This is a genomic window from Pseudomonas sp. Z18(2022), assembly GCF_036346535.1.
In the GTDB taxonomy this organism is placed as follows: Bacteria; Pseudomonadota; Gammaproteobacteria; order Pseudomonadales; family Pseudomonadaceae; genus Aquipseudomonas; species Aquipseudomonas yamanorum_A.
Map to the genome: position 1 here is coordinate 239,941 of NZ_JAOTOA010000005.1, position 21,856 is coordinate 261,796.

The following is a 21,856-nucleotide window of genomic DNA, read 5'->3' on the forward strand; positions in this document are numbered from 1 at the left end:
CGCCGGCACTGAACCCTCAGCAAAAGCGCTTACAATCTGACGCATTCAGTTATTCTAAAACTTCATGTTGTAACTTAAACAAACGGCATGAAAGATGCTTTGGTAATTACCGAAAGTTTCAAATGCTTAAACGGTTATTAAGGTTATGCAAAAGGTTATTCGATAACCGCGCTATAACTTTAATAACGGGCGCCTTAACCCAGCCAAGTACATCGAGATAACAATGCCCAGTCGCCCAGAGTCATCACCCCTGTCATTGGCCGCCGCCACCTCACACCCCGAGCGACAGCAGGCGCGCAGTGACTTGCAGGCCAATGTGCAGAAGAACCTGAGCACCCTGGTGGAGTCCTGCCGGTCGGTGGCCGACATGTGCCGCAAAGTTGATGTGAATCGCCAGCAGTTCAACAAGTACCTGGTGGGCCAGCACGTTCCGTCGCAGAAGATTCTGCAAAAGATCGGCCGCTATTTCATGATGGAAGCGGAAGACCTTTTCCGCCCGCCCGCCGAGTTCAAGAAGTTCTATGAAGGTTATGAAAACGAGCTGCCAACGGGCTTACGTGCGTCGGAGCAGTTCAATCATTTCCTGCCGCTGGCCAAGCAATCGGCGGACGTGCTCGAAGACTATCTGGGGGTGTATTACCGCTACCACAATTCATCGATCTACAAGGGGCGCATCCTGCGTTCGGTCACCTGCCTGTACCGCGCCGATTCGATGGTGCAGTACGTCACCGTGGAACGTTTCCCGTTGCGCGATGGCAGCGGCAAGATCGGTTATTCATTTACCTACCACGGGTTCTGTTTGTTGCTGGGCGATCGCCTGTTCATGGTGGATTTCGAAGGCAAGCAGCGTAACGAGATGACGTTCTCGATCCTGACACCGCAGCACCGTCGGCCGATCCGTTTTCTCTATGGGTTGGTGACGGGGGTGGCATCTTCGTCGTTCCGTCAGCCCTTCTCCACCCGCATGGCGCTGGGGCTGGTGGACAAGGGCAAGATCCGCAAGCACCACTTGCGCAACGCAACGGTGCTGCTGCCCAGCGATCAGTCGATCCCGCTGGACGTACGTGAATACATGACCGGCGACAACGCCACCATTGTGTGGGGCGGTCAGGACTGAGGGACTTGCCGGGGCTGGCGCGCGGTCATCATTTCCACCAGCGACGGGCCCTTGCTGTTCAGGGCTTTGACCAGGGCTGCGTTGAGTTGTGATGCGTGCTCGACGCGCCAGGCCTCAAGACCAAAATTGCGAGCGATACCGGCAAAGTCGGGGGCGTAGGGCTTGCCATCGGGCAGGTTGAACTCACCGGCCCGATGTTGCTCAAGGGGTGAGGTCTGTACGTCAGTCACGGCTTCGTCAACACTGCTGTTGAAGACCAGGAACACCACCGGAATGCTGTGCATCACGCACACGGCCATCTCTTGCATCGACTGCAGGAAATCCCGATTACCCACGGCGCAGACTACTTGTCGTGCGGGCATGGCGAGCTTGGCGCCGATCGCCGCCGGGACAGCCCAGCCGAGGGTGGCGGGATTGCCGGCGCAGAGGTGCTTGCCGGGGTAATGCACCGGGAACATTTCGCGGGCCATGGGCTGGATGGGGCCGGCGCCGAGGACGAGGATCGCATCGTTTTCCAGCACGGAGCGTGAGGTGCGGCCTTCGCGCAGCACGGTGATTTTTCGCGGGGTGGGTTGGGGTTCTGCGCGCAGGGTGGCGGGTGGCAGGCTGGCGTGGGTGGAGGCGCTTTGCAGGGTATCGTCGATGAACAGGCTGACCGGGCCGGGGTGGGCGCTCAGCATGGTGTCGAAGGCTTGGCGCAGGGCTTTGGGGAGCTGTTGGATCGTCTCAACCGTCGAATGATCTTTCATGACGTCGGCCGTTATCGTATCGGCCTGGGTGTTGCTGATGACCAGCAGGGCGCAGGAGTCCTGGTGCGCGGTGGCGAGGGCTCCCAGGGCTGACGGGACGCCCAGGGGGCCCGTGAGTACAACAGCCATGGGGCGCCCGCACGCGCGGAAATAACCGTCGGCCAGGTGTACGGCGCTGTGGGCCTGGATGACGTGGATGAACGGGATGTCGGTGCCGGGCGTCAGCAGGGCTTCGACCAGGGATCGGGCACCGTCGCCCGGGAGGCCGACTACGTAGTCGACGCTGTTGGCCTTGAGTGCCTTGGCGATAATTTGGCCACCTGTGAGTTTCACTTGATACTCCAGCGAGTGCGCGGCGTCTGGGCCGGGGATCAGGCTTGGAGTATTCGCCTGATGCGGGGTGGGCTCAATTTCGCACCTTGGGTAAAAGAGACGCAGATTGACGCAGATGCGGGGGGCTGTGGGGTGTTGTTGGGTTTGGCGTGTATATCCGTTATCAAGAATACAGCGGCCTGCCGGCCGGCTTGAGTGGTGTAGAACAAAATCAATACCAAAGCCAAAGCGCGCACGGTCCAAATGTGGGAGCGGGCTTGCTCGCGAAGGTCGTTAACGATGACGGGGGCTTCTGGAAGAGCACGGCGCCTGTGAGTCCTTCGCGAGCAAGCCCGCTCCCACATTTGGTCCGCGTGGGTCCTTGCTTTTGCTTCTACCACTCGAGCCGGCCGGTAGGCCACTGTGCTCTGGCTTTTGGTCTTGATCTGCGGGCCCCGTTAACCACGATGGCCGCAAGCGGGTTTGCCAAAAGTGACCCGCTGCAAGAGCGGAACCCTAAGCCGCCGTTACCTAAATAACGGATATGTACCCAAAAAAACCAAGCCCCACGTGCGCCGCTTAGGTCACTCCAATGCGTCAGAGTGCGTCGCTTTTAACCCCCCTGCGAAATTGAGCCCTCCGCCTCCCAGCTCAATACTCAACCCATGAAAACAACAAGCCGAGCCTATCAAGCGCTGGGCGCACCGCTTCAGGCCTGCAACCCGCTGCCCTGAAAAAAGTGTGCGTCGCCCAGCCAAGGAAGAGTCAATCGGACCAGTGGAGGCCTTACCACCCTCCCCAGCAGCATGGAACCAATGCTGGCCATAACACTGCCGATCCAACTGACTGCACACAAAAGGACGCACCCGGCAACCCCGCCGGGCCCATGCCTTGCAAGTCGCTCAACGTTTGCACCCACCACCCCAGGCAGGAACTCGAAATGAAAAAAGAAATAGAGACGGGTTATGGTTTGACCGGCATTGATTTCAACTCCCTCAGCCTGAAACGGCGTTCGTTCCTGCTGGGCGCTGCCGCCTCTGCTGCAGGCTTGTACCTCGGCTCATTCGTGCCCAGCGCATTTGCCGCCACCACCGGGCATCTGGAAATCCTCGGCTGGGAAGGTGAAACCGGCGACGCGGAACTCGCCGAATGGCGCAAGCAGCGTGGCGTCACCGTACGCTCCAGCTATGCCAGCAACCAGGACGACATCACCGCGCGGCTGGCGGGCACCGATCCGGTGCAGCTCGACCTGACCATGTACGCCCTGGGCTACGAAAAGATCTATCAGGAAATGGGCCTGCTCAAGGCTATCGACACCTCGAAGATCCCCAACTATTCCGCCGACAATACCCTGCCGTTGTTCTACAAGGGCAGCCGCTGGTATTGGGACGGCAAGCAATGGGGCATCCCGTTGCTGTGGGGCATGAACACGATTGTCTACAACCCCAAGAGCGTCAAAAAGCCGACCCAATACACCGACCTGCTGGACCCGAAACTCAAGGGTCGGCTGACGTTCGTCGATGACGGCACCTCCAACTGGTCACTGATCGCAACCATTGCCGGCTACGGCGACAAGTACCCCAACCTGACCCACGCCGAATTCAACGACGCCTTCGAAAAGCTCAAGCCGTACCGTGACCAGTGCCGAGTGTTTGCCGCCTCTTCAGGAGACGCGGTATCGCTGCTGGTGTCCGGTGAGGTGGACGCAGTGTTCTCGGCCTCGGCCAACACGCCAAGCGAAACCACCAAGCGCGGCGTGACCACCGCACTGTCGGTGCCCGTCGAAGGCGCGGCCGTCTGGTGCGATGCACTGTTCATCCCGAAAACCGCCAAGGATATCCCCCTGGCCCTGGAATTCATTAACAAGACCCTTGAGGCCGAAACCCAGGCCAGGATGGCGACCACAATGTTCTCCGGCGTGGTCAATCCCAAGGCAATACCCCTGCTGCCAGAGGACCTGAGAAACACCTTCGACTACGGGAACCTGGACAGCTTCTTCGAGAAATCCAAACTCTACGGCCAGCCGCCCCTGAGCTCGGAAAAGTATGTGACCTATGCGGAATGGATCGATCAGTGGGCGAACTTCAAAGGCTCGTTCTAGAGCACTTGGTACCCCGGTGCAGGCAACCGTGGGGCTGGGTTCGCAAACGCCCACCCCACCGTTCAAAGCGCCCTGACTATCGAAGAAAAACCGTAAAGGCACCTCATCATGACCGTAGTCAACAACACCGAGTCCATGCCCCTGGACGACCGGGATTCAAGGGTCGGCAAACACGTGAAGATCGACAAGAAAACCCTCAGCGGGTATTGGCTGGCGTCGCCGCCGTTGCTGTTTCTGGTGGTGTTCTTCCTGGTTCCGTCGGCACTGCTGCTGATCGCCAGCTTCTGGACCGCCAAGACCTTCAGCATGGAACCCGCCGCCACCCTGGCCAACTACGCCAAGGCCCTGGGCGCCAGCGGGTTTTATGACTCGCTGTGGATCGCCCTGCAAAATGGCTTCTGGACCGCCCTGCTCTCCACCGTGATCAGTGCGCCTGTGGCCTATTACATCGTGTACCGCACACGCTCCAACGCCGTGCTGTACCTGGCGCTGGTGTCGTGGTTTTCCAGCTACCTGGTCCGGGTCTACGCGTGGCGCTCGATCCTGGGCACCAACGGCGTGATCAACTCGACCCTGCTGCACTTCGGCCTGATCGACCAGCCGCTGGAATGGCTGGTGTTCAGCAAGTTCGCGGTGGTGCTGACCCTGGTGCACATCATGCTGCCCTTCACCCTGTTGCTGCTGGTGTCGGGCCTGCGGGACATCAAGAAGGACTACCTGGAAGCCGCCGCCGACCTGGGCGCCGGCGGCGCCACCATTTTGTGGCGGGTGATCATGCCGATGGCCCACAAGAGCATCGTCAGTTCATTCATGTTCACCTTCGTGCTGGCCGCCAGCGACTACGTGACCCCGCAACTGCTGGGTGGCCGGGACGCGATGACCACCGGGCTGGTGATCGCCAACCAGTTCCGCTCGGTGGGTAACTGGCCACTGGGGGCAGCGATGGCCTATCTGCTGTTGGTCGTGTTCATGCTGGTGTACGCGTTGCTGCTGGGGGTGTTGCGCGCAGCGAACCTGGCACCCGGCAAGCGTTACCACGACTGACTGCCGCCCACAAAAAAGGTAACTCGCCATGATCCGGTTATTCACTTACGTCTACATGCTGTTCCTCTACGCACCCATCGCGATTATCGCGCTGTTCAGCTTCCACTCGTCCGCCTCGCTGTCGTTCCCGTTCGAGGGTTTTTCCACGCGCTGGTACGAGGCGCTGTTCAGCAGTTCGGACTTCATGACGGCCCTGACCAACAGCGCGATCGTCGCCGCCGGCTCGGCCGTGCTCACCACGCTGCTGGGCACATTCTCGGCCCTGGCGCTGATGCGCATGAAAGGCCGGGTGAAGGCGGTGTTCGCGTTCATGAACTTCGCCCCCATCGCCTTGCCCGGGCTGTTCCTGGGGATCGCGCTGGTGATTTTCTTCTCGCTGATCGGCCTGCCGCGCTCGCTGCTGACGGTGATCATCGGCCATACGCTGTTCACCTTTCCGTTTTTCGTGGAGTCGGTGCGCTCGCGGCTGGAGTATTTCGACCTGTCGTTCGAAGAGGCGGCGCGTGACCTCGGCGCCTCGCCCCTCAAGGCGTTCTGGCTGGTGACGCTGCCCATCATCGGCCCGACCATCGCCGGTGCCGCGATCCTCGCGGTAGCACTGTCGATGGATGAGTTCCTGATCACCGTGTTCGTCACCGGCAGCGACACCACGCTGCCCCTCATGATTCTTTCAATGATGCGCCGCGCCGTCAGCCCCACCATCAATGCCGCCTCGGTATTCATGCTGGTGGTGACCATCGCCATCATCGCCATCGCCGGCCTGGTCATGACCTTGCGTCGTCGCCGCCTCGAACTTGAACGTGCTGAAACTGCAGAGTAATCACCATGACCAACAGTATTGAACTGACCGGAATTTCCAAGAGCTACGGCAACCTCACCGCCCTGGGCAAAGTCGACCTTACGGTAAAACGCAACGAGATCCTGACCCTGCTCGGCCCCAGCGGCTGCGGCAAGACCACCCTGATGCGGATCATTGCCGGCTTCGAAGAGCCCACCACCGGCAAGGTGGTGATCGACGGCAAGGACTCCACGGCCCTGGCGCCGGAACACCGCCCGGTGAACATGGTGTTCCAGAAGTACGCGCTGTTCCCGCACCTGGACGTGTTCGACAACGTGGCCTTCGGGCTGCGCCTGAAGAAGAAGCCCAAGGATGAGATCAAGCGTGAAGTGAACAAGGCCCTGGAGCTGGTGCAACTGGAAAGCTTCAAGAGCCGCTGGATCTCCGAACTCAGCGGCGGGCAGGCGCAACGCGTGGCCCTGGCCCGTGCGCTGGTGAATCGCCCTGCGGTATTGCTGCTGGACGAACCGCTGGCGGCCCTGGACCTGAAGATTCGCCACCACATGCTCAACGAGATCAAGCGTATCCACGAAGAGACTTCCACGACCTTTGTGTATGTGACCCACGACCAGGATGAAGCGATGATCCTGTCGGACCGCGTGGTGCTGCTGAACAAGGGCGGCATCGAGCAGATCGGTGGGCCACAGGAGATGTATTGGTCGCCGCGCACGCTGTTTGCCGCCAGGTTCTTCGGCGACACCAATATCGTCAACGGTACGTATGGGTCGGGTGGCGTGGTCGACCTGCCCTTTGGGCGCTATGCCCACACGGCAAAGAACGACCTGGGTGCAGGGCCGGTGAATGTGTCGATCCGCCCCGAAACCATCGGCCTCGAGCCGGCCCTGGGCGCCCCGTTGGTCGACGGCGCGTTTGCCGGCAAGGTCAAGGACACGTCGTTTATCGGCAACCGGGTGATCTACCGCGTGGAAGTGGCCGGCGGTACCCTCGACCTCAAGTGCCAGCAACTGCCCACACCCGGCAGCCACGCCCTGCCACCAGGCACGAACGTGGCACTGACCTGCAAGCCGGAAAGCTTTGTGGTGATTCCTGCCTGAAGGTATTGAAGCATCCGAGGTTCATTTTTACGCCGGATCAGCCGCTCTTTCACGGGAGCCTGGTCCGGCGTTTTTTTGCCTGAGAGAAAACCATAAAGGCTGATCAGATTTTTCGGCCCCCATCGCAGACAAAAAAAAGCTCCCCGATTGGGGAGCCCTGATCGTTCCAACACGACTCAATCGTGCTTCTTGTAGCGACGGATCCGGATATCCGCCTGTTCCTTGTGCCCCGCAAACCCTTCCATGCCGCACAAACGCGAGCAATATTCGCCCACCAGCACCGACGCTTCATCCGTCAGTACCCGCTGGTAGGTGCAAGTCTTGATGAACTTGCCGACCCACAGGCCGCCGGTGTAACGCGCAGTGCCGGTGGTGGGCAGCGTGTGGTTGGTGCCGATGACCTTGTCGCCATAGGAAACGTTGGTGCGCTCGCCGAGGAACAACGCGCCGTAGTTGGTCATGTGTTCCAGGAAGTACAGCGGGTCGCGGGTCATCACCTGCACGTGTTCGGAGGCGATGCGATCGGCTTCCTGCACCAGTTCGTCAACGGTGTCGCACAGGATGATTTCGCCATAGTCCCGCCAGGCCACCGAAGCCACCGGCGCGGTGGACAGGATCGCCAGCTGGCGTTCGATTTCCACCGGCAGGGTTTCCGCCAGTTCGGCGCTGTTGGTCAGGAATACTGCAGGGGAATTGACCCCGTGCTCCGCCTGGCCCAGCAAGTCGGCGGCGATGATTTCCACATCGCTGCTGTCGTCTGCAATCACCAGGGTTTCGGTCGGCCCGGCAATCAGGTCGATGCCGATCTTGCCGAACAGTTGGCGCTTGGCCTCGGCCACATAGGCGTTGCCCGGGCCGACGATCATGTCCACCGGTTTGAAGGTGTCGGTGCCCAACGCAAACGCGGCAATGGCCTGTACCCCGCCGACGCAATAGATCTCATCGGCGCCCGCCAGGTACATCGCGGTCACGATGGCCGGATGGGGCTTGCCATCGAACGGCGGTGCGGCCGCGACCACACGTTTCACCCCGGCCACCTTGGCTGTCAGCACGCTCATGTGCGCCGACGCCAGCAACGGGTACTTGCCGCCAGGAATGTAGCAAGCCACCGAGTTCACCGGGATATTGCGGTGTCCGAGGATCACACCCGGCAAGGTCTCGACTTCCACGTCGTGCATCGAGGCTTTTTGTACCTCGGCAAAGCGCCGCACCTGGGCCTGGGCAAAGGTGATGTCGCCGATTTCCTGCTCGGACAGGCTCGCCACGCAGGCGGCAATTTCTTCGTCGGTCAGGCGGAAAGACACCGGCGACCACTGATCGAACTGATTGGAGTATTCACGCACGGCCGCGTCGCCGTTACGGGCGACGTTGGCGATGATGCGCTCGACGGTATCGCGCACTTGGGCAGCAATCTCGGCTTGGGCTTCGACCGGTTTAGGTTTTTTCAGGTAACGAATCATCAGTGGCTCCAGGTGGTTCTTGAGGGCACGCGACATGCCCCCGACGTTGGCAACCATCTTTTCCTACCCCCCTGCCCCGGACAATTTCGCAGCCTCCCTATTGGTGACGCAACCTGACGCAGCACCGACGCAGTGTTGAAGCACTCCGCCGAGCAGCTGACGTTATTCGTATAACCGGCGATGAAAAATGTGTAAGCCCCATTGACTTAGGGATTCGGAGTGATAGGTTAAATAAGCGGTTATACGTATAACCTAATAATCACACCCAACGTAGAGAGGTGATCAACCGTGAGTCGAGTCTTGTATCTATTCGGTGGCTGGCCCGGCCATTTCCCCTACGAAATTGCGGCATGGGCGCGCACTGTTTTCCAGGAGCTGGAGTTCGAGGTCGAAGAGTCCACCGACATCTTCACGCTGGACAGGGACTTGACCGGTTATGACCTGATCGTGATCGGCTGGAACAACGCCGTCACCACCGAGACGCTGACAGCCTCCCAGGAAAACCGCCTGCTGCAAGCGATCGAAAGCGGCACCGGCCTGGTGGGTTGGCACGGGGCCGGCGCGGCATTTCGCGCCAGCCTCAAGTACCACTGGGTACTCGGCGGCTCGTTCCTGGAACACCCGATGGGCGAAGGCTTTCCCCATCCGTACCAGGTCAACATCATCGACCACAGCCACGAGGTCACTCAGGGCGTCGAGGATTTCGAGGTGCGGTCCGAGCAGTATTACATGCAGGTCGACCCGAACATTCAGGTGCTGGCTGAAACCACCTTCGACGGCAACCCGTTCCCCTGGCTCAACGGCCATCGCAGCCCGGTGGCCTGGGTACGCCAGTGGGGCCAGGGCCGGGTGTTCTATCACTCCATCGGGCACGACACCAGCAACCTGGCCGACCCGAACATCCGCCGCCTGACCAAGCAAGGCCTGAACTGGGCGACACGCGGGCGTGCAGCCAGCACCGCCGACGCAACCCCCTCTGTTTCATCAACCCAAGGAGTCCTGTCATGACCAAATTGACCGGCAGCCAGATCGTGGCTCAAACCCTGAAAAACTATGGCGTCGAATACGTCGCCGGTATCCCCGGCCACGGTATCTGGACCCTGACCGACGCCTTCCTCGAGGAAGACTCCAAGCTCAAGTTCATCCAAGTGTTCCATGAGCAAAGCGCGGTACACCTTGCCGATGGTTACTACCGGGTGAGCGGCAAGCCGATGGCAGCGGTGACCTCCATCGGTGCCGGTGCCGCCAACACGGTGATCGGCATGGCCACCGCGTTTACCGACTCCACCAGCCTGATGCTGATCACCGGCGGGCCACCCACTCACATGCGTGGCCACGGTTTGTTGCAGGAGCTGGAGCGCTACACCGACAACGACTTCCCGAAAATCGCCGAGGCCGTGACCAAGCGTCATTGGGTGGCGACCCGCGTTGAAGAGTTGCCGTTCATGATGCACCGCGCCTGGAGCGCGATGGTCACCGGGCGCCCGGGGCCGGTGCACCTGGAAATCCCGATGGACGTGCAGGCCGAGGCCGCTGAAGTGACCCTGCATGCCCTCGAGGAACGGACTCCGATCGGTAAATGCTTCCCGGATCCGGCAGCCACGGCCCGCGCGGTGGAAGAGCTGAAACTGAGCAAGCGCCCGGTGCTGGTGATCGGCGGCGGCGTGATTACCGGCGAAGCCAGTGCGGAACTGTTCGCCCTCGCCGAAGCCTGGAAAATCCCGGTGGTGACCACCTGGAACGGCAAAAGCGGCTTCCCGGAAGACCACCCGCTGTTCGTCGGCAGCGTCGGCCAGACCGGCACCCTGTGCGGCAATAAAGTCGCGTCCACCGCCGATGTGATCATTGCCGTGGGCTGCCGCTTTACCGACTGGTCGTCGTCCAGCTATGCCAAGGGCGTCACCTTTGCGATCCCGCCGTCGAAGCTGATCCACATCGACATCGACCCCCACGAGATCGGCAAGAACTACCCGGTGACCGTGGGCATTTGCGCCGACGCCAAATACGCCCTCGCCGCCATCGTGGAAGGCCTGAAAGGCCAGACGGTCGAGCGCGAAGCGTATCTGAGCGACCTGCGGGGCTACCAGGAAGAATGGGAAACCAAACTGGCGGGCCGGCGTGACTCCGATCGCTTCCCGTTCACCTCCCAACGCCCGCTCGGCGCGCTGCGTAAAGTGTTCCCGCGGGACACCATCGTGGTGGTCGGTTCCGGTAACACCCAGGGCGCGGTCAAGCAGACCTTCCCCGTCTATACTCCGCGTACGCACCTGACCTCCGGCGGTTTCTCGTCCATGGGCTGGGCCGTGCCTGCGGCCATCGGTGCCAAGCTGGCTGCGCCCAACCAGCCGGTGGTGTGCATCCTCGGGGATGGCGATTTCCTGATGACCTCCCAGGAAATTGCGATCTGCGTGACCAATAATATTCCGGTGGTGTTCCTGATCCAGAACAACGCCGGCTACATGTCGATTCGCGGTGGCCAACGCAAGCAGACCAGCCGCCATATCGGCACCGAGTTCAACCACCCGGACGGCACGCCCTACAGCCCGGACTTCAAGGCGGTGGGCGAGGCCTTCGGCCTTAAGTCCTACCGTGTGGAACGCCCGGAAGACCTCGAGCCGATCCTGCAGGAAGCCCTGGATTTGAACGTGCCGGTGCTGATCGAAGTGCCGACCGACCGCGATGCGGCAGGCCCATGGGTGCCGGGCTGGTGGGACTTCCCGATCCCGGAATACATCACCGACGAACGCCAGGATGAGTACTGGCAGATCCGTAATTCCGAACAACACCTGTAAACACCGGAGCGGCTCAAATGAGTGATGCATTGATTTCGCATCATGCAGAGCTGAATCCACAACCGGGGGCGCCGCGCGAACCGCGCGCCCTCGACGTGGTGACACCTGATGCAGATGGCAGGATCGACTGTGATGTGGTGATTATCGGCTCGGGCATGGGCGGTTCGACCTTCGCCCACGCCCTGCGTGACAGCGGGCTGGATATTGTGATCGTCGAGCGGGGTGACTTCCTGCCCCGTGAGATCCAGAACTGGAGCGCCGAAGCGGTGTTCGGCCAGGGCCGTTATCGCAATGCCGAACCGTGGCTGGACCAAGCCAACCAAGCGTTTTCGCCGGGGGTGTTTTATTACGTCGGCGGCAACACCAAATTCTACGGCGCCATGCTGCCGCGCTTTCGCGAGGCGGATTTCGGCGAGATCCAGCATGCCGAGGGCGTGTCGCCTGCGTGGCCCGTCAGCTATGCCGAGTTTGAACCCTGGTACGCCGAAGCCGAGAAGCTCTACCGCGTGCATGGCCAGGCCGGCATCGACCCCAGCGAACCCTGGCGTTCGGGGCCCTATCCGCAACCGGCACTCAAGCATGACCCGGCGCTGGTTGCCCTGGAACAAAGCATGCAGCGCGCCGGGCTCAAGCCGTTCGTGATGCCGGCGGCGGTGGACTATGGCGATGGCGGCGATTGCGTGCTGTGTTCAACCTGCGACGGTTATCCGTGCCTGGTCGATGCCAAGGCCGACGCCGAAGTGAGCGCCCTGAGGCCTGCCCTGCGCGGTGGCAGCATTCGGCTGATGACCCGTACCACGATCAGGCAACTGAACACCGATAACGATGGAAAAACCGTGACCGAGGCCCGGGGCCTGTTCGACGGGCGCGAGGTGACGTTACGTGCCAGGCGCTTCGTGCTGGCGTGCGGCGCGGTCAACAGTGCCGCGTTGCTGTTCAAGTCGGCCAACCCGCAACACCCGCATGGCCTGGGCAACAGCTCCGGACAGTTGGGGCGTAACTACATGGTGCACAACAGCACCTTCATGCTGGCGGTGGACCCACGGCGCCGGAACAACGTGACCTTCCAGAAAACCCTGGCCCTCAACGACTGGTACAGCGCCAGCCCGCACAATGCGTTCCCGTTGGGTAACGTGCAGATGCTGGGGAAAATCCGTGAGCCGATGATCAGCGCGATGCGGCCCTGGCTGCCTAAATTCGCTTCACGCTATATCACCGATCACAGCGTGGACCTGTACCTGACCTCGGAGGATCTGCCGACGCCGGATAACCGCGTGACCTACGACACGCAGCGCGGGGCGATCAAGGTTCACTGGACGCCGAACAACCTCAAGGCCCATGAAGGACTGGTGAGCAAGGCGACCCAGACCATGCGTGACGCGGGGTATCCACTGATCCTCAAGGCGCGGATGGGGATTGCGACGAACTCCCACCAATGCGGCACGGCCGTGATGGGTACCGATCCGGCCACCAGCGTGCTGGACCTGAACTGCAAGCTGCATGACCTGGCGAACGTGTGGGTGGTGGACAGCTCATTCTTCCCGTCGTCGGCGGCGGTTAACCCGGCGCTGACCATTGCGGCGAATGCCCTCAGGGTGGCGGCACATTTCAAGGGACTGCCCGGGTAAAGGTAGGCGCTGGCTTGCCTGCGATGGCATCGACTCAATATCACTGACACACCGAGTCGACTGCATCGCAGGCAAGCCAGCTCCTACAGGGGGGGTCAGGCCTCTGCCGGCTGGAGACTGCGGGTCGAGGTGCGCACCACCAGCTTGGTGGCGAAGATCTTCTGCTCGGGGGCAAGCGGCGCATCGGCCGGGGCGTTCAGTTGCTCGGTCAGCATGCGTGCGGCGTACACGCCCTTCTCCACCATGGGCTGTGCAATGGTGGTCAAGCCGAGCTGCACCGCCTCGGGAATATCGTCAAAGCCGATCACCGAAAGCGTCTCCGGGACTTGGCGATTGAGGGCGTGGGCGGTTTTCATGCAGGCAATTGCCATCACATCCGAACACGCCACTACGGCCGTGACCTCATTGGAGGTCAGCAACGTGAACGCGGCGGCCTGCCCCGAGGTGGAATCAAGCCCGCCGGCTTCGATCACGCTGAGGTCTTCGAACGCCAGTCCGGCAGCGGCGGCGGCCTCCACGTAACCGGTGAGGCGCTCGCGAACAATCCGCTCACTGGCGCTCTTGAAACGTTGCTGGTCAATCGGGCCGCGATAACCGTCGGGGTTGAGGCGATCGATGATGACGCCGATCTTGCGGTGACCCAGGTCCAGCAGATGCTGCATCTGCGTGCGGGCGGCGCCGCGGTCATCGATGCCGACAAAAAATGAATTGTCCACCAGCGGCGAGTCGATCACCACGAACGGAATGCTGTGCTTGACCACCGCCAGCACCGCCGGGTGGTCATCGGGCAGGGTCGAGATGATCAGGCCATCCACCAGCCCGCGCAGGGCCAGGCTGCCGTGGTTCGCGGCTTGGCCCCGGCCCACCAGGCGGTTGTTGTTGAGCGGGAACAATGTCAGCGCGACATTTTCCAACTCGCCGACTTCACTGATGCCACGCAGCATGGCAATGGTGCAGGGGTCGGCAAAGGCCAGGGACAACTTGTCCATCATCATCAACCCGATGGCGCCGATCTTGCCCGAGCGCAGGCTGCGCCCCAGCACATTGGGGCCCGGGTAGCCCAATGACGCGGCCACCTCGAGGATATGCTCGCGCTGGGCCGGGGACAGTTTGGAGGGTCGGTTGTAGGCGTAAGACACCGCAGGCTGGGACACCCCTGCCGCCAGTGCTACGTCTTTCATTGAAACGGCCATCGCTTGCTTCCCAATCCTTTTGAAACCTCATGCGAGGTCATGAAAAAACAGGCGCTCAGTGTACCCGTTGCGGGGAAACCTTCGGAACCAGTCGTGTGGCACTGAACATAATGGCGATCATCAGCGAGGCAACCGCCAGCAGCGCCCAGGATAAATTTGTCGCGTGGGCGAAGAAGCCGATCACCGCCGGGCCCATCAGGATACCCAGATAACCGAGGCTGGTGGCCGCGGCGATCGCCAACTCCCCCGGCATGGTCTTTTGCGCGCCCGCCAACGACAGGTACACCGGCGCGATGTTGGCCAGGCCAATACCGATCACCGCGAACCCCACCAGGTTCACCAGCCAGTTCGTCGCCAACACCACCGTGAGGAAGCCCAGGATCACAATCAAGCCGCCGCCCACCAGCACCACCCGGGCGCCGAGCTTGAGCAGAATCCGGTCGCCACTCAAGCGTCCCAACGCCATCATCACCGCAAAACATGCGTAGCCCAGGCCCGCGATGGAAGGTTGTACCTCACGCACCTGGGTCAGGAACACCGCGCTCCAGTCGAGAATCGCCCCTTCCGCCAGGAAGGCGAACAGGCACAACACCCCCAGCACCAGGACCTTGCGCGTGGGCCGTACAAAAATCGGGCTGCCTTCATCGCCACTGCGCCCGAGCATCTGGCGCCCGTAGCTCAGGACAAACGCCGCCAGCGCCGCCATCACCGCACTGCTGGCCAGCAACGGCGTGGCGCCCAGCCAGAGCAGCGCGGTGATTCCCGCGGCACTGACGATGGTGCCCAGGCTGAACAAGCCATGAAAGCCCGACATCATCGACCGGCCGGTGGCTCGCTCAACCATCACGCCCTGCACATTCATCGTCACGTCGACCGCCCCGCATCCGGCACCGAAGACGGTCAGGGCCAGCATCAAGCCGACGAATGAATGGGTGGTCGCCAGCAGCGGCAGCGTCAGGAATACCAGGGCGATCCCGATGTGCATGGTAAAGCGGCAGCCTTTGCGGGCGTTGAGGATGCCCGCCAGCGGCATCATCACCAGCGACCCCAGGCCCAGGCACAGCAACAGGATGCCCAAGGCACCGTCATCCACTCCGGCGCGACTGCGCGCATAGGGAACCAGCGGGGCCCAGGCGCCCATGCACAGGCCAGACAGCAAAAACGTCAGGCGATAGGCCGACATGTGCGGTGTGGAGCACGGCAACAACAACTCTTGAGACGACACGGAAACCCCAATATCCGGACAATAGAGTTATACGTATAACTTAAAATCAAGCGCTCGGCCACTGCCTTGTTACTGTTACATTTTATGGATTGCTAAAGGATTGACAGTCCACAGGGGGCGGGCTTTACTTTCACAAGGTTATTCGTATAACCCCTCAGTGCATAATCACCCCCACAAAAACAATAGGGACCATGCCGCGTGATAAACACTCTTCAGAAAACACCGATTCCCCCGCGTATTCGCAAAGCACGTATCGCCACCTTTCTCGGCTTCATGATGATCGGCGCCATGATGTACATCTGGTCCACCGGCGTAAGCGTGTTCAGGACCCAGTTGGGCTTGACGGGAGAACTCGGGGACTCGAGTTTCGGCCTGATCGCGCTCGGGGTCGGCGTCGGCTCCGCGGCCGGTGCGTTGCTGGTCGGGCGGCTGCTGGACACCTTCGGCGCGAAGCCGGTGATCACCCTTGGCGCCCTCGCCTATCCGCTCTCGATTATCCCGCTGGGCTTCGTCAACGGCTTCTGGTTTGCGCTGTGTTTCGGCTCGGTGCTGGGGCTGTTGCGCGGCGCCCTGGATACCGCCTTGAATGCTCATGGCGTGCAGGTGGAGCGGTTTTATCGACGCTCGATCATGTCCGGCTTCCATGCCTGCTATTCCCTGGGCGGGTTCCTGCTGGGCATGGCGTGCAGCTGGCTGACCCGGTTCTACACCGACAGCGTGCTGGTGCCCTACACCATTCTGGGCCTCGCAATGTTCATCCTGGGCTGTGTGTTCAGCCGGTGGTTGCTGGGCAAGCACGATGTGCCAGACGCCCAGCTCGACGATTGGCAAGCCGGCAGCCAGTCCCGGGACGAAACCGGCAAAGGCCCCTCGGCCAGGACGCTGCTGGTGATGATCGCCCTCGGCACCCTGCTGCTGGGCAGCATGATGGGTGAAAATGCGATTGCCGACTGGGGCCAGGAATACATTCGCCGGGAGTTCGAGACCACCACCTCGACTGCGGGCATGGCGGTCTCGCTGTTTGTCGGTGCGTCATTCGTGGGGCGCCTTTTTGGCGACCGCCTCGCCGCCGCGTTCGGTAATGCGCAGGTGGTGTTTGGATGCGGCACCTTGTGTGTTCTCGGCATGATCATCACGATTCTGGGCGGCACGGCCGTCACCGGTATTATCGGCTTCGCGATGTTCGGCCTCGGTCTTTCGTGCATCGCACCGTTGATGATCTCTGCCGCCGGGCGCCGGGATCCGGCACATGCTGGGCGCAATATCGGGATCGTCAACTGCATCGGCTTTTCCGGGATGCTGGTGGGCCCGGCCGCCATCACGGTGATCGTCAGCAACTTCGGCCTGAGCAAGCTGATGTTTTTCCCGTTGGTGATGCTCGGTTTGCTGGCGACGTTCGGCCCGCTGCTGATGCGCGCACCGAAGAAAACCGTGGCCGGCGCGAAGGTGCAAACCGGCGTGTGATAGAAACCCGACGCGCTACTGCACCGGCAGGAAGTTCATCAGCAGCAGGCTTTGCGCGTAATTGAGGCCGATGCGCCGGTAGCGTTCGTCGAGCATCTGGGTCAACAGGTCGAGGCGCGCGACGATCTTGCCGAACTCGACGGCGAAACTCAGGTTGCTGGCCTCCTCCGAGATCTCGTTGGAGAACAGCAATAACGAGCCATTGGCATCCTGGCGCTGGCTGAGCAGCCAGGTTGCCTTCTCGATATTACGCGCGGCATTGCTGACGAACTGCGGGTTGATCGAGTCGGTTATATAGAACTCGGTGCGCCCGCCGTGCGCAGTCACCAGCATGCTGCCGATCGCGTAGATGAACGCCCCCACCCGGTCGCCGCGAAACTCCGGGCTCAAGGAATAACTCAGCGCCGCCAGGTCGCGGCGATCCCCCAGGGCGGGCAGCGGTTGACGAAGTTCGATGGCCTGGCGGATCTGCCGGGCGGCGGTCACCGCATCCGGGTAACCCGATTGGCGCCACTGGTTGGGGTTGCGCAGGTAGAGCTTGCTCATCAGCAAATACAGGCTTTGCAGGTTGTCGCGCATGCCCAGGGTGGCCATGCGATCGACGCTGGTCTGGAAAAATTCATCGGGCTTGCCATTGCTGAACTGCTTGGCAATATCGCGCCCCTGCTGCTGGCTGCAACCGCTGATGCACAGCATCAAAACCGCCGCCAGCAATAGCGGCTGGCGCATCCATCGAGTGATAAGAACAAGTAACGTGCGATCCATCGGCACCAGGTCTGGGTCTGCTGTCCACGCGGGAATTAGTGTGGTCGGGACAGAGATAGATCGGAAGAATGGGAAAAAGTGCAGTGGGGGCGGCAGGAATGTTGGCGACAAAAGAGCCCGGCACAGTGGCCGGGCTGGCTTGGGCGGGCCTCACATCAGTTGTCGGGGTGTTCACTCGCGACAGAATCGGCGGCGTCTACGTCCGACATGTCCTCTTCCAGAGGCGCGTCGTCGTCCGGTGGTAGAGGCACCTCGGGCTGATCGCGCCGGGGATCATGGCCGGTTTCATTGTCTGTACCGCGCGTTACGCCTTGCTGGGAGACGTTCCCAGGGGCCTTCTCGTCAATTTCCATGCTGGCTCTCCGTTCTCGCGCGCGGGATGTCCGTGCTTGAACATGGGAAACGCTGCGGGGCTGAGAAGTGCCGGGTGATGGACGAACGGTGAGGCTCAGTGTCATAACGGCCCTAACGATCCCAGAGTCTCTATCAAGCGCAAGATCCGTGGTTTTTCCGCAGGCTTTTCGCCGATACAGCACACGCCCGGGTCGGTGAGAGAGCACCAGACCGACACGCGGTCGCCTACCCGCAGGCCTTCGGTAGCTTTACGAAGCGTTGCTGTTGACCACGCGTCAACCGTCTCATTGAGAGACTTGTGAAAATGCTGACCATTGACGCTATAGCTGAAGCTCATGAATTGCCCTGTGGCCCACGATGCCTCACTCCCGACAAAGGTGACGTAGCCGGGCACCAATTGCCCTTCAGGCATGTCCTTGGCAGTCATGGGTTATCTCCTGAGACACAGCGCTGCATGGACGATCCTTGCGGTGAAATCTTCAGAAAGATTAGCAAGGGTTCGAGAAAGCGCTTTTACACCCGCCGGACCGAGAGTGGACACCCATGACAACGGTACGCAACTGCGCATTGACATATCGGTAAATCTCGATATCCTCAGCTCATGGACTTACTCGAAATATTCAAAGCCCTCTCAAACCAGACACGCCTCCAAATCCTGAAAGGTTTGAAAGACCCCGAAAAGAACTTCCCTCCACAAGATGAAGGTGATGTTCACGCGGTGGGCGTGTGCGTCAGCAGTATTCAGGAAGGCATAGGGCTGTCCCAGTCGACGGTGTCCGGTTATCTCGCAACCCTGCAACGAGTGGGCCTGGTGGAAGTCCGGCGTATCGGCCAGTGGACCTACTACAAGCGCAATGAAGCAACCATCAGCAAGCTTGCCGAGATCATGGGGAAAGAGCTGTAACTTTTTTACCGCATAATATCGAGATTTCGCGATATCCCTTTTTATCGAAATGAGGCAATACAATGAAGGCGTTAATACTCAATTCATTTGGCGGCCCGGAATCGTTCGAACTCTGCGACGTACCCACGCCAGTGCCACATGCAGGACACGTGCTGGTCCGCGTCCACGCAACCTCCATCAACCCGCTGGATTATCAGGTCCGACGTGGCGACTACCCTGACCTGGTACCCCTACCCGCCATTACCGGGCATGACGTATCGGGTGTCGTTGAAGCAGTTGGCCCAGGTGTGACGGCCTTTTCGCCAGGGGACGAAGTCTGGTACACCCCGCAGATATTTGACGGGCCAGGCAGCTACGCCGAGTACCACGTGGCTGCCGAAAGCATAATCGGCAGGAAGCCTCCTTCCCTGAGTCACCTTGAGGCGGCCAGCCTGAGCCTGGTCGGCGGCACAGCCTGGGAAGCACTGGTGGTGCGTGCGGCACTCAGGGTGGGAGAAAGCGTTCTGGTGCACGGCGGCGCAGGAGGCGTCGGCCACGTGGCGATCCAGCTGGCAAAAGCCATGGGCGCCAAGGTGTTCACGACCGTGCGCGACGTAAACGTTGAGTTCGCACGCAGCCTGGGGGCCGATGTGATCATCGACTACCAAAAAGAGGATTACGTCGACGCCATCCTGCGAGAAACCGGTGGCCGTGGCGTCGATGTCGTGTTCGATACCATCGGCGGCAACACGCTGTCCCGTAGCCCGGACGCGCTTGCGCAACTGGGTCGCGTGGTCACGATTGTGGACATTGCACAGCCCCAAAACCTCGTTCAGGCCTGGGGCAAGAACGCGAGTTATCACTTCGTGTTCACCCGACAGAACCGCGGAAAACTGGATGAAATGAGTGCCCTGATAGAGCACGGTCAACTGCGGCCACACATTGGCGCGGTGTATTCCCTTGCCGACATTCCGCTCGCCCATTCCCGGCTGGAAAGTCCCAATAACGGCATTCAGGGAAAAATCGCGATTGCCGTGTCTTCCGGCTTGCAGGAGGATTGGCGCGACGGTGTTTGAGCTGCCGCACTGAAGGGAGAACGAGTAAATGGCAACACTGATGGAAAAGCTCGACGGCCCAAGAACCGCACAGCAGGAGTTGTTCTACGACCTCGAAGATGCGACGGCCGTTATCGCCTGGTCGGTCAATGAACTGGCCACTCTCGCCGGGGTTGCCAAATCGCCAGACGAAGCGATCGCCCTGATGAAGATGGGTGCATTGCTCGCAGCCCAGCAGCAAAAGCTCAGCGAGTATGCGGATGAGGTAAAGGCGGGAAAGATTGTACGAGCGTGAATACCTTTAAGCCCGCCCCCGTCGCGGGCTTTTATTTGCCTGGGATTCAGCAAAGGGGGTATCAAAATATTCATCCAGTTTCATTTGTTGATGGCCCGGGCTGTCGCCTTAATGCTCCCACAACATTCGTGCACTGGAGCAAGAATAATGAAAAACCGCCGACCGGCACTTCAACTCAATACCTTGGCCGTGGCGCTGGCATTTGCCTTGCCGGCGATGAGCTACGCAAGCGATCAGTCCGACTCCAAGGGGTTTGTCGCCGACAGCAGTTTGAATATCCTCAACCGCAACCTGTTCTGGAACCAGAACGGCAATGGCGCCCATACCCGTGACTGGAGCCAGGCGCTGATGGCGACCTACAGTTCGGGCTTCACCCAAGGCACCGTCGGCATCGGCATCGATGCGTTTGCCGACCTGGCGCTGCGCATCGACGGCAACACCGACCGTGCCGGTGGCCCGAACATTCCATCCGACGCCAATGGCAATCCGGACCACGGCCTCGCCAAGGCCGGCGGAGACATCAAGTTCCGTATTTCCAATACCACGCTCAAGGTCGGCGACTTGCAGCCCACCTCGCCCGTGTTCGCCACGGCCGATAACTACCTGTTGCCACAGACCGCGTCAGGCTTTCAGATCGACAGCCATGAAATCACCGGCCTGAACCTGGAGGCCGGCCATTACACCTCCGGCACCGGTACCACCACCACATCGCGCAGCGGCGACATTCTCGCCAGCTACGCCGGTGTGAGCGCAGCTTCGGCCAGCTACGCGGGGGGCAAGTACCAGTTCAGCAAGGAATTCACCGCGTCGCTGTACGGAGCGCACCTGGAAGACGTCTGGAATCAGTACTACGTCAACCTGAACCTTGTTCATCCACTGACCGCTGACCAATCCGTCGGGCTGGACTTCAACCTCTATCGCACCCTGGACGACGGCAGCGCCAAGGCCGGGACCATCGACACCACCGCGGCTTCGCTGGCGGCTGCCTACACCCTGGGCGCGCAGACCTTCACCCTGGCCGGGCAGAAGGTCCACGGTGACGAGCCGTTCGACTATGTCGGCTTTGGCGAGACCAACGCCGGTGTCGGCGCGGGCCGCTATGGCAACTCGATCAACCTGGCGGACTCGGTGCAGTACTCCGACTTCAACGGCCCGGGCGAGCGGTCCTGGCAGATGCGCTACGACCTGGACATGAGCACCTTTGGCGCCCCTGGCCTGAGCTTTATGGCCCGTCATATCCGCGGTTCCGGCATCGACGGAACGCATACGCCCGGCAACTCGGCCTACACCGGGTTCTATGGTGCCAACGACCAGGAACACGAAACTGACGCCGAAGTGAAATACGTCGTACAGAGTGGGCCGGCCAAGAAACTGTCGTTTCGCCTGCGGGAAGCTTGGCACGATGGCGATGCGTCCACCGGCGGGCATCTGGTGCAGACGCGGCTGATTACCGAGTATCCGTTGAATATCTTCTAAGCAGGCTGGAGTGCCCGGTGAATGAATCAACCGGGCACTGCGAATCCGGC

20 protein-coding genes are annotated in these 21,856 nt (G+C 60.9%); 13 read left to right on the top strand and 7 right to left on the bottom strand.

The window, feature by feature from the left end:
* The first annotated feature begins 250 nt into the window (after positions 1-250).
* Positions 251-1,117 carry a helix-turn-helix transcriptional regulator gene (locus tag V3W39_RS14360; protein WP_032899479.1) on the top strand — a complete coding sequence of 289 codons (867 nt, stop codon included), beginning with the start codon at positions 251-253 and terminating at the stop codon, positions 1,115-1,117.
* Here V3W39_RS14360 and V3W39_RS14365 read toward each other — a convergent pair.
* Positions 1,108-2,199, bottom strand: coding sequence for a thiamine pyrophosphate-dependent enzyme (locus V3W39_RS14365; RefSeq protein ID WP_330212833.1), 1,092 nt, complete (start codon positions 2,197-2,199; stop codon positions 1,108-1,110). The two genes, V3W39_RS14360 and V3W39_RS14365, sit on opposite strands and share 10 nt — an antisense overlap.
* A gap of 919 nt (positions 2,200-3,118) precedes the next feature.
* Between V3W39_RS14365 and V3W39_RS14370 the strand changes: the two genes are divergently transcribed.
* From V3W39_RS14370 to V3W39_RS14385, 4 genes are all read left to right on the top strand, one after another.
* Positions 3,119-4,279 (top strand): ABC transporter substrate-binding protein, encoded by a 1,161-nt coding sequence (locus tag V3W39_RS14370; protein ID WP_330212834.1) that lies wholly within the window; start codon positions 3,119-3,121, stop codon positions 4,277-4,279.
* A gap of 108 nt (positions 4,280-4,387) precedes the next feature.
* On the top strand, positions 4,388-5,323 hold the full coding sequence (locus V3W39_RS14375) for an ABC transporter permease (protein ID WP_330212835.1): 936 nt from the start codon (positions 4,388-4,390) through the stop codon (positions 5,321-5,323).
* 28 nt (positions 5,324-5,351) lie between these two features.
* Entirely contained in the window at positions 5,352-6,143 is a 792-nt protein-coding gene (locus V3W39_RS14380) for an ABC transporter permease (protein ID WP_177134478.1), read from the top strand.
* Positions 6,144-6,148: 5 nt separating this feature from the next.
* Positions 6,149-7,216 carry an ABC transporter ATP-binding protein gene (locus V3W39_RS14385; RefSeq protein ID WP_330212836.1) on the top strand — a complete coding sequence of 356 codons (1,068 nt, stop codon included), beginning with the start codon at positions 6,149-6,151 and terminating at the stop codon, positions 7,214-7,216.
* 176 nt (positions 7,217-7,392) lie between these two features.
* Here V3W39_RS14385 and hisD read toward each other — a convergent pair whose 3' ends face one another.
* Positions 7,393-8,676 carry a histidinol dehydrogenase gene (hisD, locus tag V3W39_RS14390; protein WP_259200428.1) on the bottom strand — a complete coding sequence of 428 codons (1,284 nt, stop codon included), beginning with the start codon at positions 8,674-8,676 and terminating at the stop codon, positions 7,393-7,395.
* 288 nt (positions 8,677-8,964) lie between these two features.
* Here hisD and V3W39_RS14395 point away from each other — a divergent pair, with 288 nt between their 5' ends.
* From V3W39_RS14395 to V3W39_RS14405, 3 genes are read left to right on the top strand one after another with little or no spacing between them, the layout of a single operon-like run.
* Entirely contained in the window at positions 8,965-9,684 is a 720-nt protein-coding gene (locus V3W39_RS14395; RefSeq protein WP_177134474.1) for a ThuA domain-containing protein, read from the top strand.
* Positions 9,681-11,468, top strand: a complete 1,788-nt coding sequence (locus V3W39_RS14400) for a thiamine pyrophosphate-binding protein (RefSeq protein ID WP_330212837.1) — start codon at positions 9,681-9,683, stop codon at positions 11,466-11,468. The genes V3W39_RS14395 and V3W39_RS14400 overlap by 4 nt, the downstream gene beginning before the upstream one ends.
* 17 nt (positions 11,469-11,485) lie before the next feature.
* Positions 11,486-13,096, top strand: coding sequence for a GMC family oxidoreductase (locus V3W39_RS14405; protein WP_330212838.1), 1,611 nt, complete (start codon positions 11,486-11,488; stop codon positions 13,094-13,096).
* A 95-nt stretch (positions 13,097-13,191) separates the two neighbouring features.
* Here V3W39_RS14405 and V3W39_RS14410 read toward each other — a convergent pair whose 3' ends face one another.
* Together V3W39_RS14410 and V3W39_RS14415 are read right to left on the bottom strand one after the other, a co-directional pair.
* Positions 13,192-14,289, bottom strand: a complete 1,098-nt coding sequence (locus V3W39_RS14410) for a LacI family DNA-binding transcriptional regulator (RefSeq protein ID WP_330212839.1) — start codon at positions 14,287-14,289, stop codon at positions 13,192-13,194.
* Positions 14,290-14,344: 55 nt separating this feature from the next.
* Complete coding sequence (locus V3W39_RS14415; RefSeq protein ID WP_330212877.1) at positions 14,345-15,472, bottom strand: MFS transporter; 1,128 nt, start codon at positions 15,470-15,472, stop codon at positions 14,345-14,347.
* Positions 15,473-15,715: 243 nt separating this feature from the next.
* On the opposite strand from V3W39_RS14415, the gene V3W39_RS14420 reads away from it, so the two are divergent.
* Positions 15,716-16,978 carry an MFS transporter gene (locus tag V3W39_RS14420; RefSeq protein WP_330212878.1) on the top strand — a complete coding sequence of 421 codons (1,263 nt, stop codon included), beginning with the start codon at positions 15,716-15,718 and terminating at the stop codon, positions 16,976-16,978.
* Positions 16,979-16,993: 15 nt separating this feature from the next.
* Here the strand turns inward: V3W39_RS14420 and V3W39_RS14425 are convergent, their stop codons facing one another.
* From V3W39_RS14425 to V3W39_RS14435, 3 genes are all read right to left on the bottom strand, one after another.
* Positions 16,994-17,707 carry a hypothetical protein gene (locus V3W39_RS14425; RefSeq protein ID WP_442968403.1) on the bottom strand — a complete coding sequence of 238 codons (714 nt, stop codon included), beginning with the start codon at positions 17,705-17,707 and terminating at the stop codon, positions 16,994-16,996.
* Positions 17,708-17,898: 191 nt separating this feature from the next.
* Positions 17,899-18,096 carry a hypothetical protein gene (locus tag V3W39_RS14430; protein ID WP_063031373.1) on the bottom strand — a complete coding sequence of 66 codons (198 nt, stop codon included), beginning with the start codon at positions 18,094-18,096 and terminating at the stop codon, positions 17,899-17,901.
* Between the two features lie 101 nt (positions 18,097-18,197).
* Positions 18,198-18,524 carry a hypothetical protein gene (locus tag V3W39_RS14435; protein WP_330212841.1) on the bottom strand — a complete coding sequence of 109 codons (327 nt, stop codon included), beginning with the start codon at positions 18,522-18,524 and terminating at the stop codon, positions 18,198-18,200.
* Between the two features lie 174 nt (positions 18,525-18,698).
* On the opposite strand from V3W39_RS14435, the gene V3W39_RS14440 reads away from it, so the two are divergent.
* From V3W39_RS14440 to V3W39_RS14455, 4 genes are all read left to right on the top strand, one after another.
* On the top strand, positions 18,699-19,001 hold the full coding sequence (locus V3W39_RS14440; RefSeq protein ID WP_330212842.1) for an ArsR/SmtB family transcription factor: 303 nt from the start codon (positions 18,699-18,701) through the stop codon (positions 18,999-19,001).
* A gap of 62 nt (positions 19,002-19,063) precedes the next feature.
* Complete coding sequence (locus V3W39_RS14445; protein ID WP_330212843.1) at positions 19,064-20,056, top strand: zinc-dependent alcohol dehydrogenase family protein; 993 nt, start codon at positions 19,064-19,066, stop codon at positions 20,054-20,056.
* 28 nt (positions 20,057-20,084) lie between these two features.
* Positions 20,085-20,330, top strand: a complete 246-nt coding sequence (locus V3W39_RS14450; protein WP_330212844.1) for a hypothetical protein — start codon at positions 20,085-20,087, stop codon at positions 20,328-20,330.
* 147 nt (positions 20,331-20,477) lie between these two features.
* Positions 20,478-21,806 carry an OprD family porin gene (locus V3W39_RS14455; protein WP_177120158.1) on the top strand — a complete coding sequence of 443 codons (1,329 nt, stop codon included), beginning with the start codon at positions 20,478-20,480 and terminating at the stop codon, positions 21,804-21,806.
* The last annotated feature ends 50 nt before the right edge of the window (positions 21,807-21,856 follow it).

Coding starts and splice junctions, on each gene's coding strand:
- V3W39_RS14370 (WP_330212834.1), top strand. CDS start 3,119: ATGAAAAAAGAAATAGAGACGGGTTATGGTTTGACCGGCATTGATTTC.
- V3W39_RS14375 (WP_330212835.1), top strand. CDS start 4,388: ATGACCGTAGTCAACAACACCGAGTCCATGCCCCTGGACGACCGGGAT.
- V3W39_RS14380 (WP_177134478.1), top strand. CDS start 5,352: ATGATCCGGTTATTCACTTACGTCTACATGCTGTTCCTCTACGCACCC.
- V3W39_RS14385 (WP_330212836.1), top strand. CDS start 6,149: ATGACCAACAGTATTGAACTGACCGGAATTTCCAAGAGCTACGGCAAC.
- hisD (WP_259200428.1), bottom strand. CDS start 8,676: ATGATTCGTTACCTGAAAAAACCTAAACCGGTCGAAGCCCAAGCCGAG.
- V3W39_RS14400 (WP_330212837.1), top strand. CDS start 9,681: ATGACCAAATTGACCGGCAGCCAGATCGTGGCTCAAACCCTGAAAAAC.
- V3W39_RS14405 (WP_330212838.1), top strand. CDS start 11,486: ATGAGTGATGCATTGATTTCGCATCATGCAGAGCTGAATCCACAACCG.
- V3W39_RS14410 (WP_330212839.1), bottom strand. CDS start 14,289: ATGGCCGTTTCAATGAAAGACGTAGCACTGGCGGCAGGGGTGTCCCAG.
- V3W39_RS14415 (WP_330212877.1), bottom strand. CDS start 15,472: ATGTCGGCCTATCGCCTGACGTTTTTGCTGTCTGGCCTGTGCATGGGC.
- V3W39_RS14425 (WP_442968403.1), bottom strand. CDS start 17,707: ATGCGCCAGCCGCTATTGCTGGCGGCGGTTTTGATGCTGTGCATCAGC.
- V3W39_RS14430 (WP_063031373.1), bottom strand. CDS start 18,096: ATGGAAATTGACGAGAAGGCCCCTGGGAACGTCTCCCAGCAAGGCGTA.
- V3W39_RS14435 (WP_330212841.1), bottom strand. CDS start 18,524: ATGACTGCCAAGGACATGCCTGAAGGGCAATTGGTGCCCGGCTACGTC.
- V3W39_RS14440 (WP_330212842.1), top strand. CDS start 18,699: ATGGACTTACTCGAAATATTCAAAGCCCTCTCAAACCAGACACGCCTC.
- V3W39_RS14445 (WP_330212843.1), top strand. CDS start 19,064: ATGAAGGCGTTAATACTCAATTCATTTGGCGGCCCGGAATCGTTCGAA.
- V3W39_RS14450 (WP_330212844.1), top strand. CDS start 20,085: ATGGCAACACTGATGGAAAAGCTCGACGGCCCAAGAACCGCACAGCAG.
- V3W39_RS14455 (WP_177120158.1), top strand. CDS start 20,478: ATGAAAAACCGCCGACCGGCACTTCAACTCAATACCTTGGCCGTGGCG.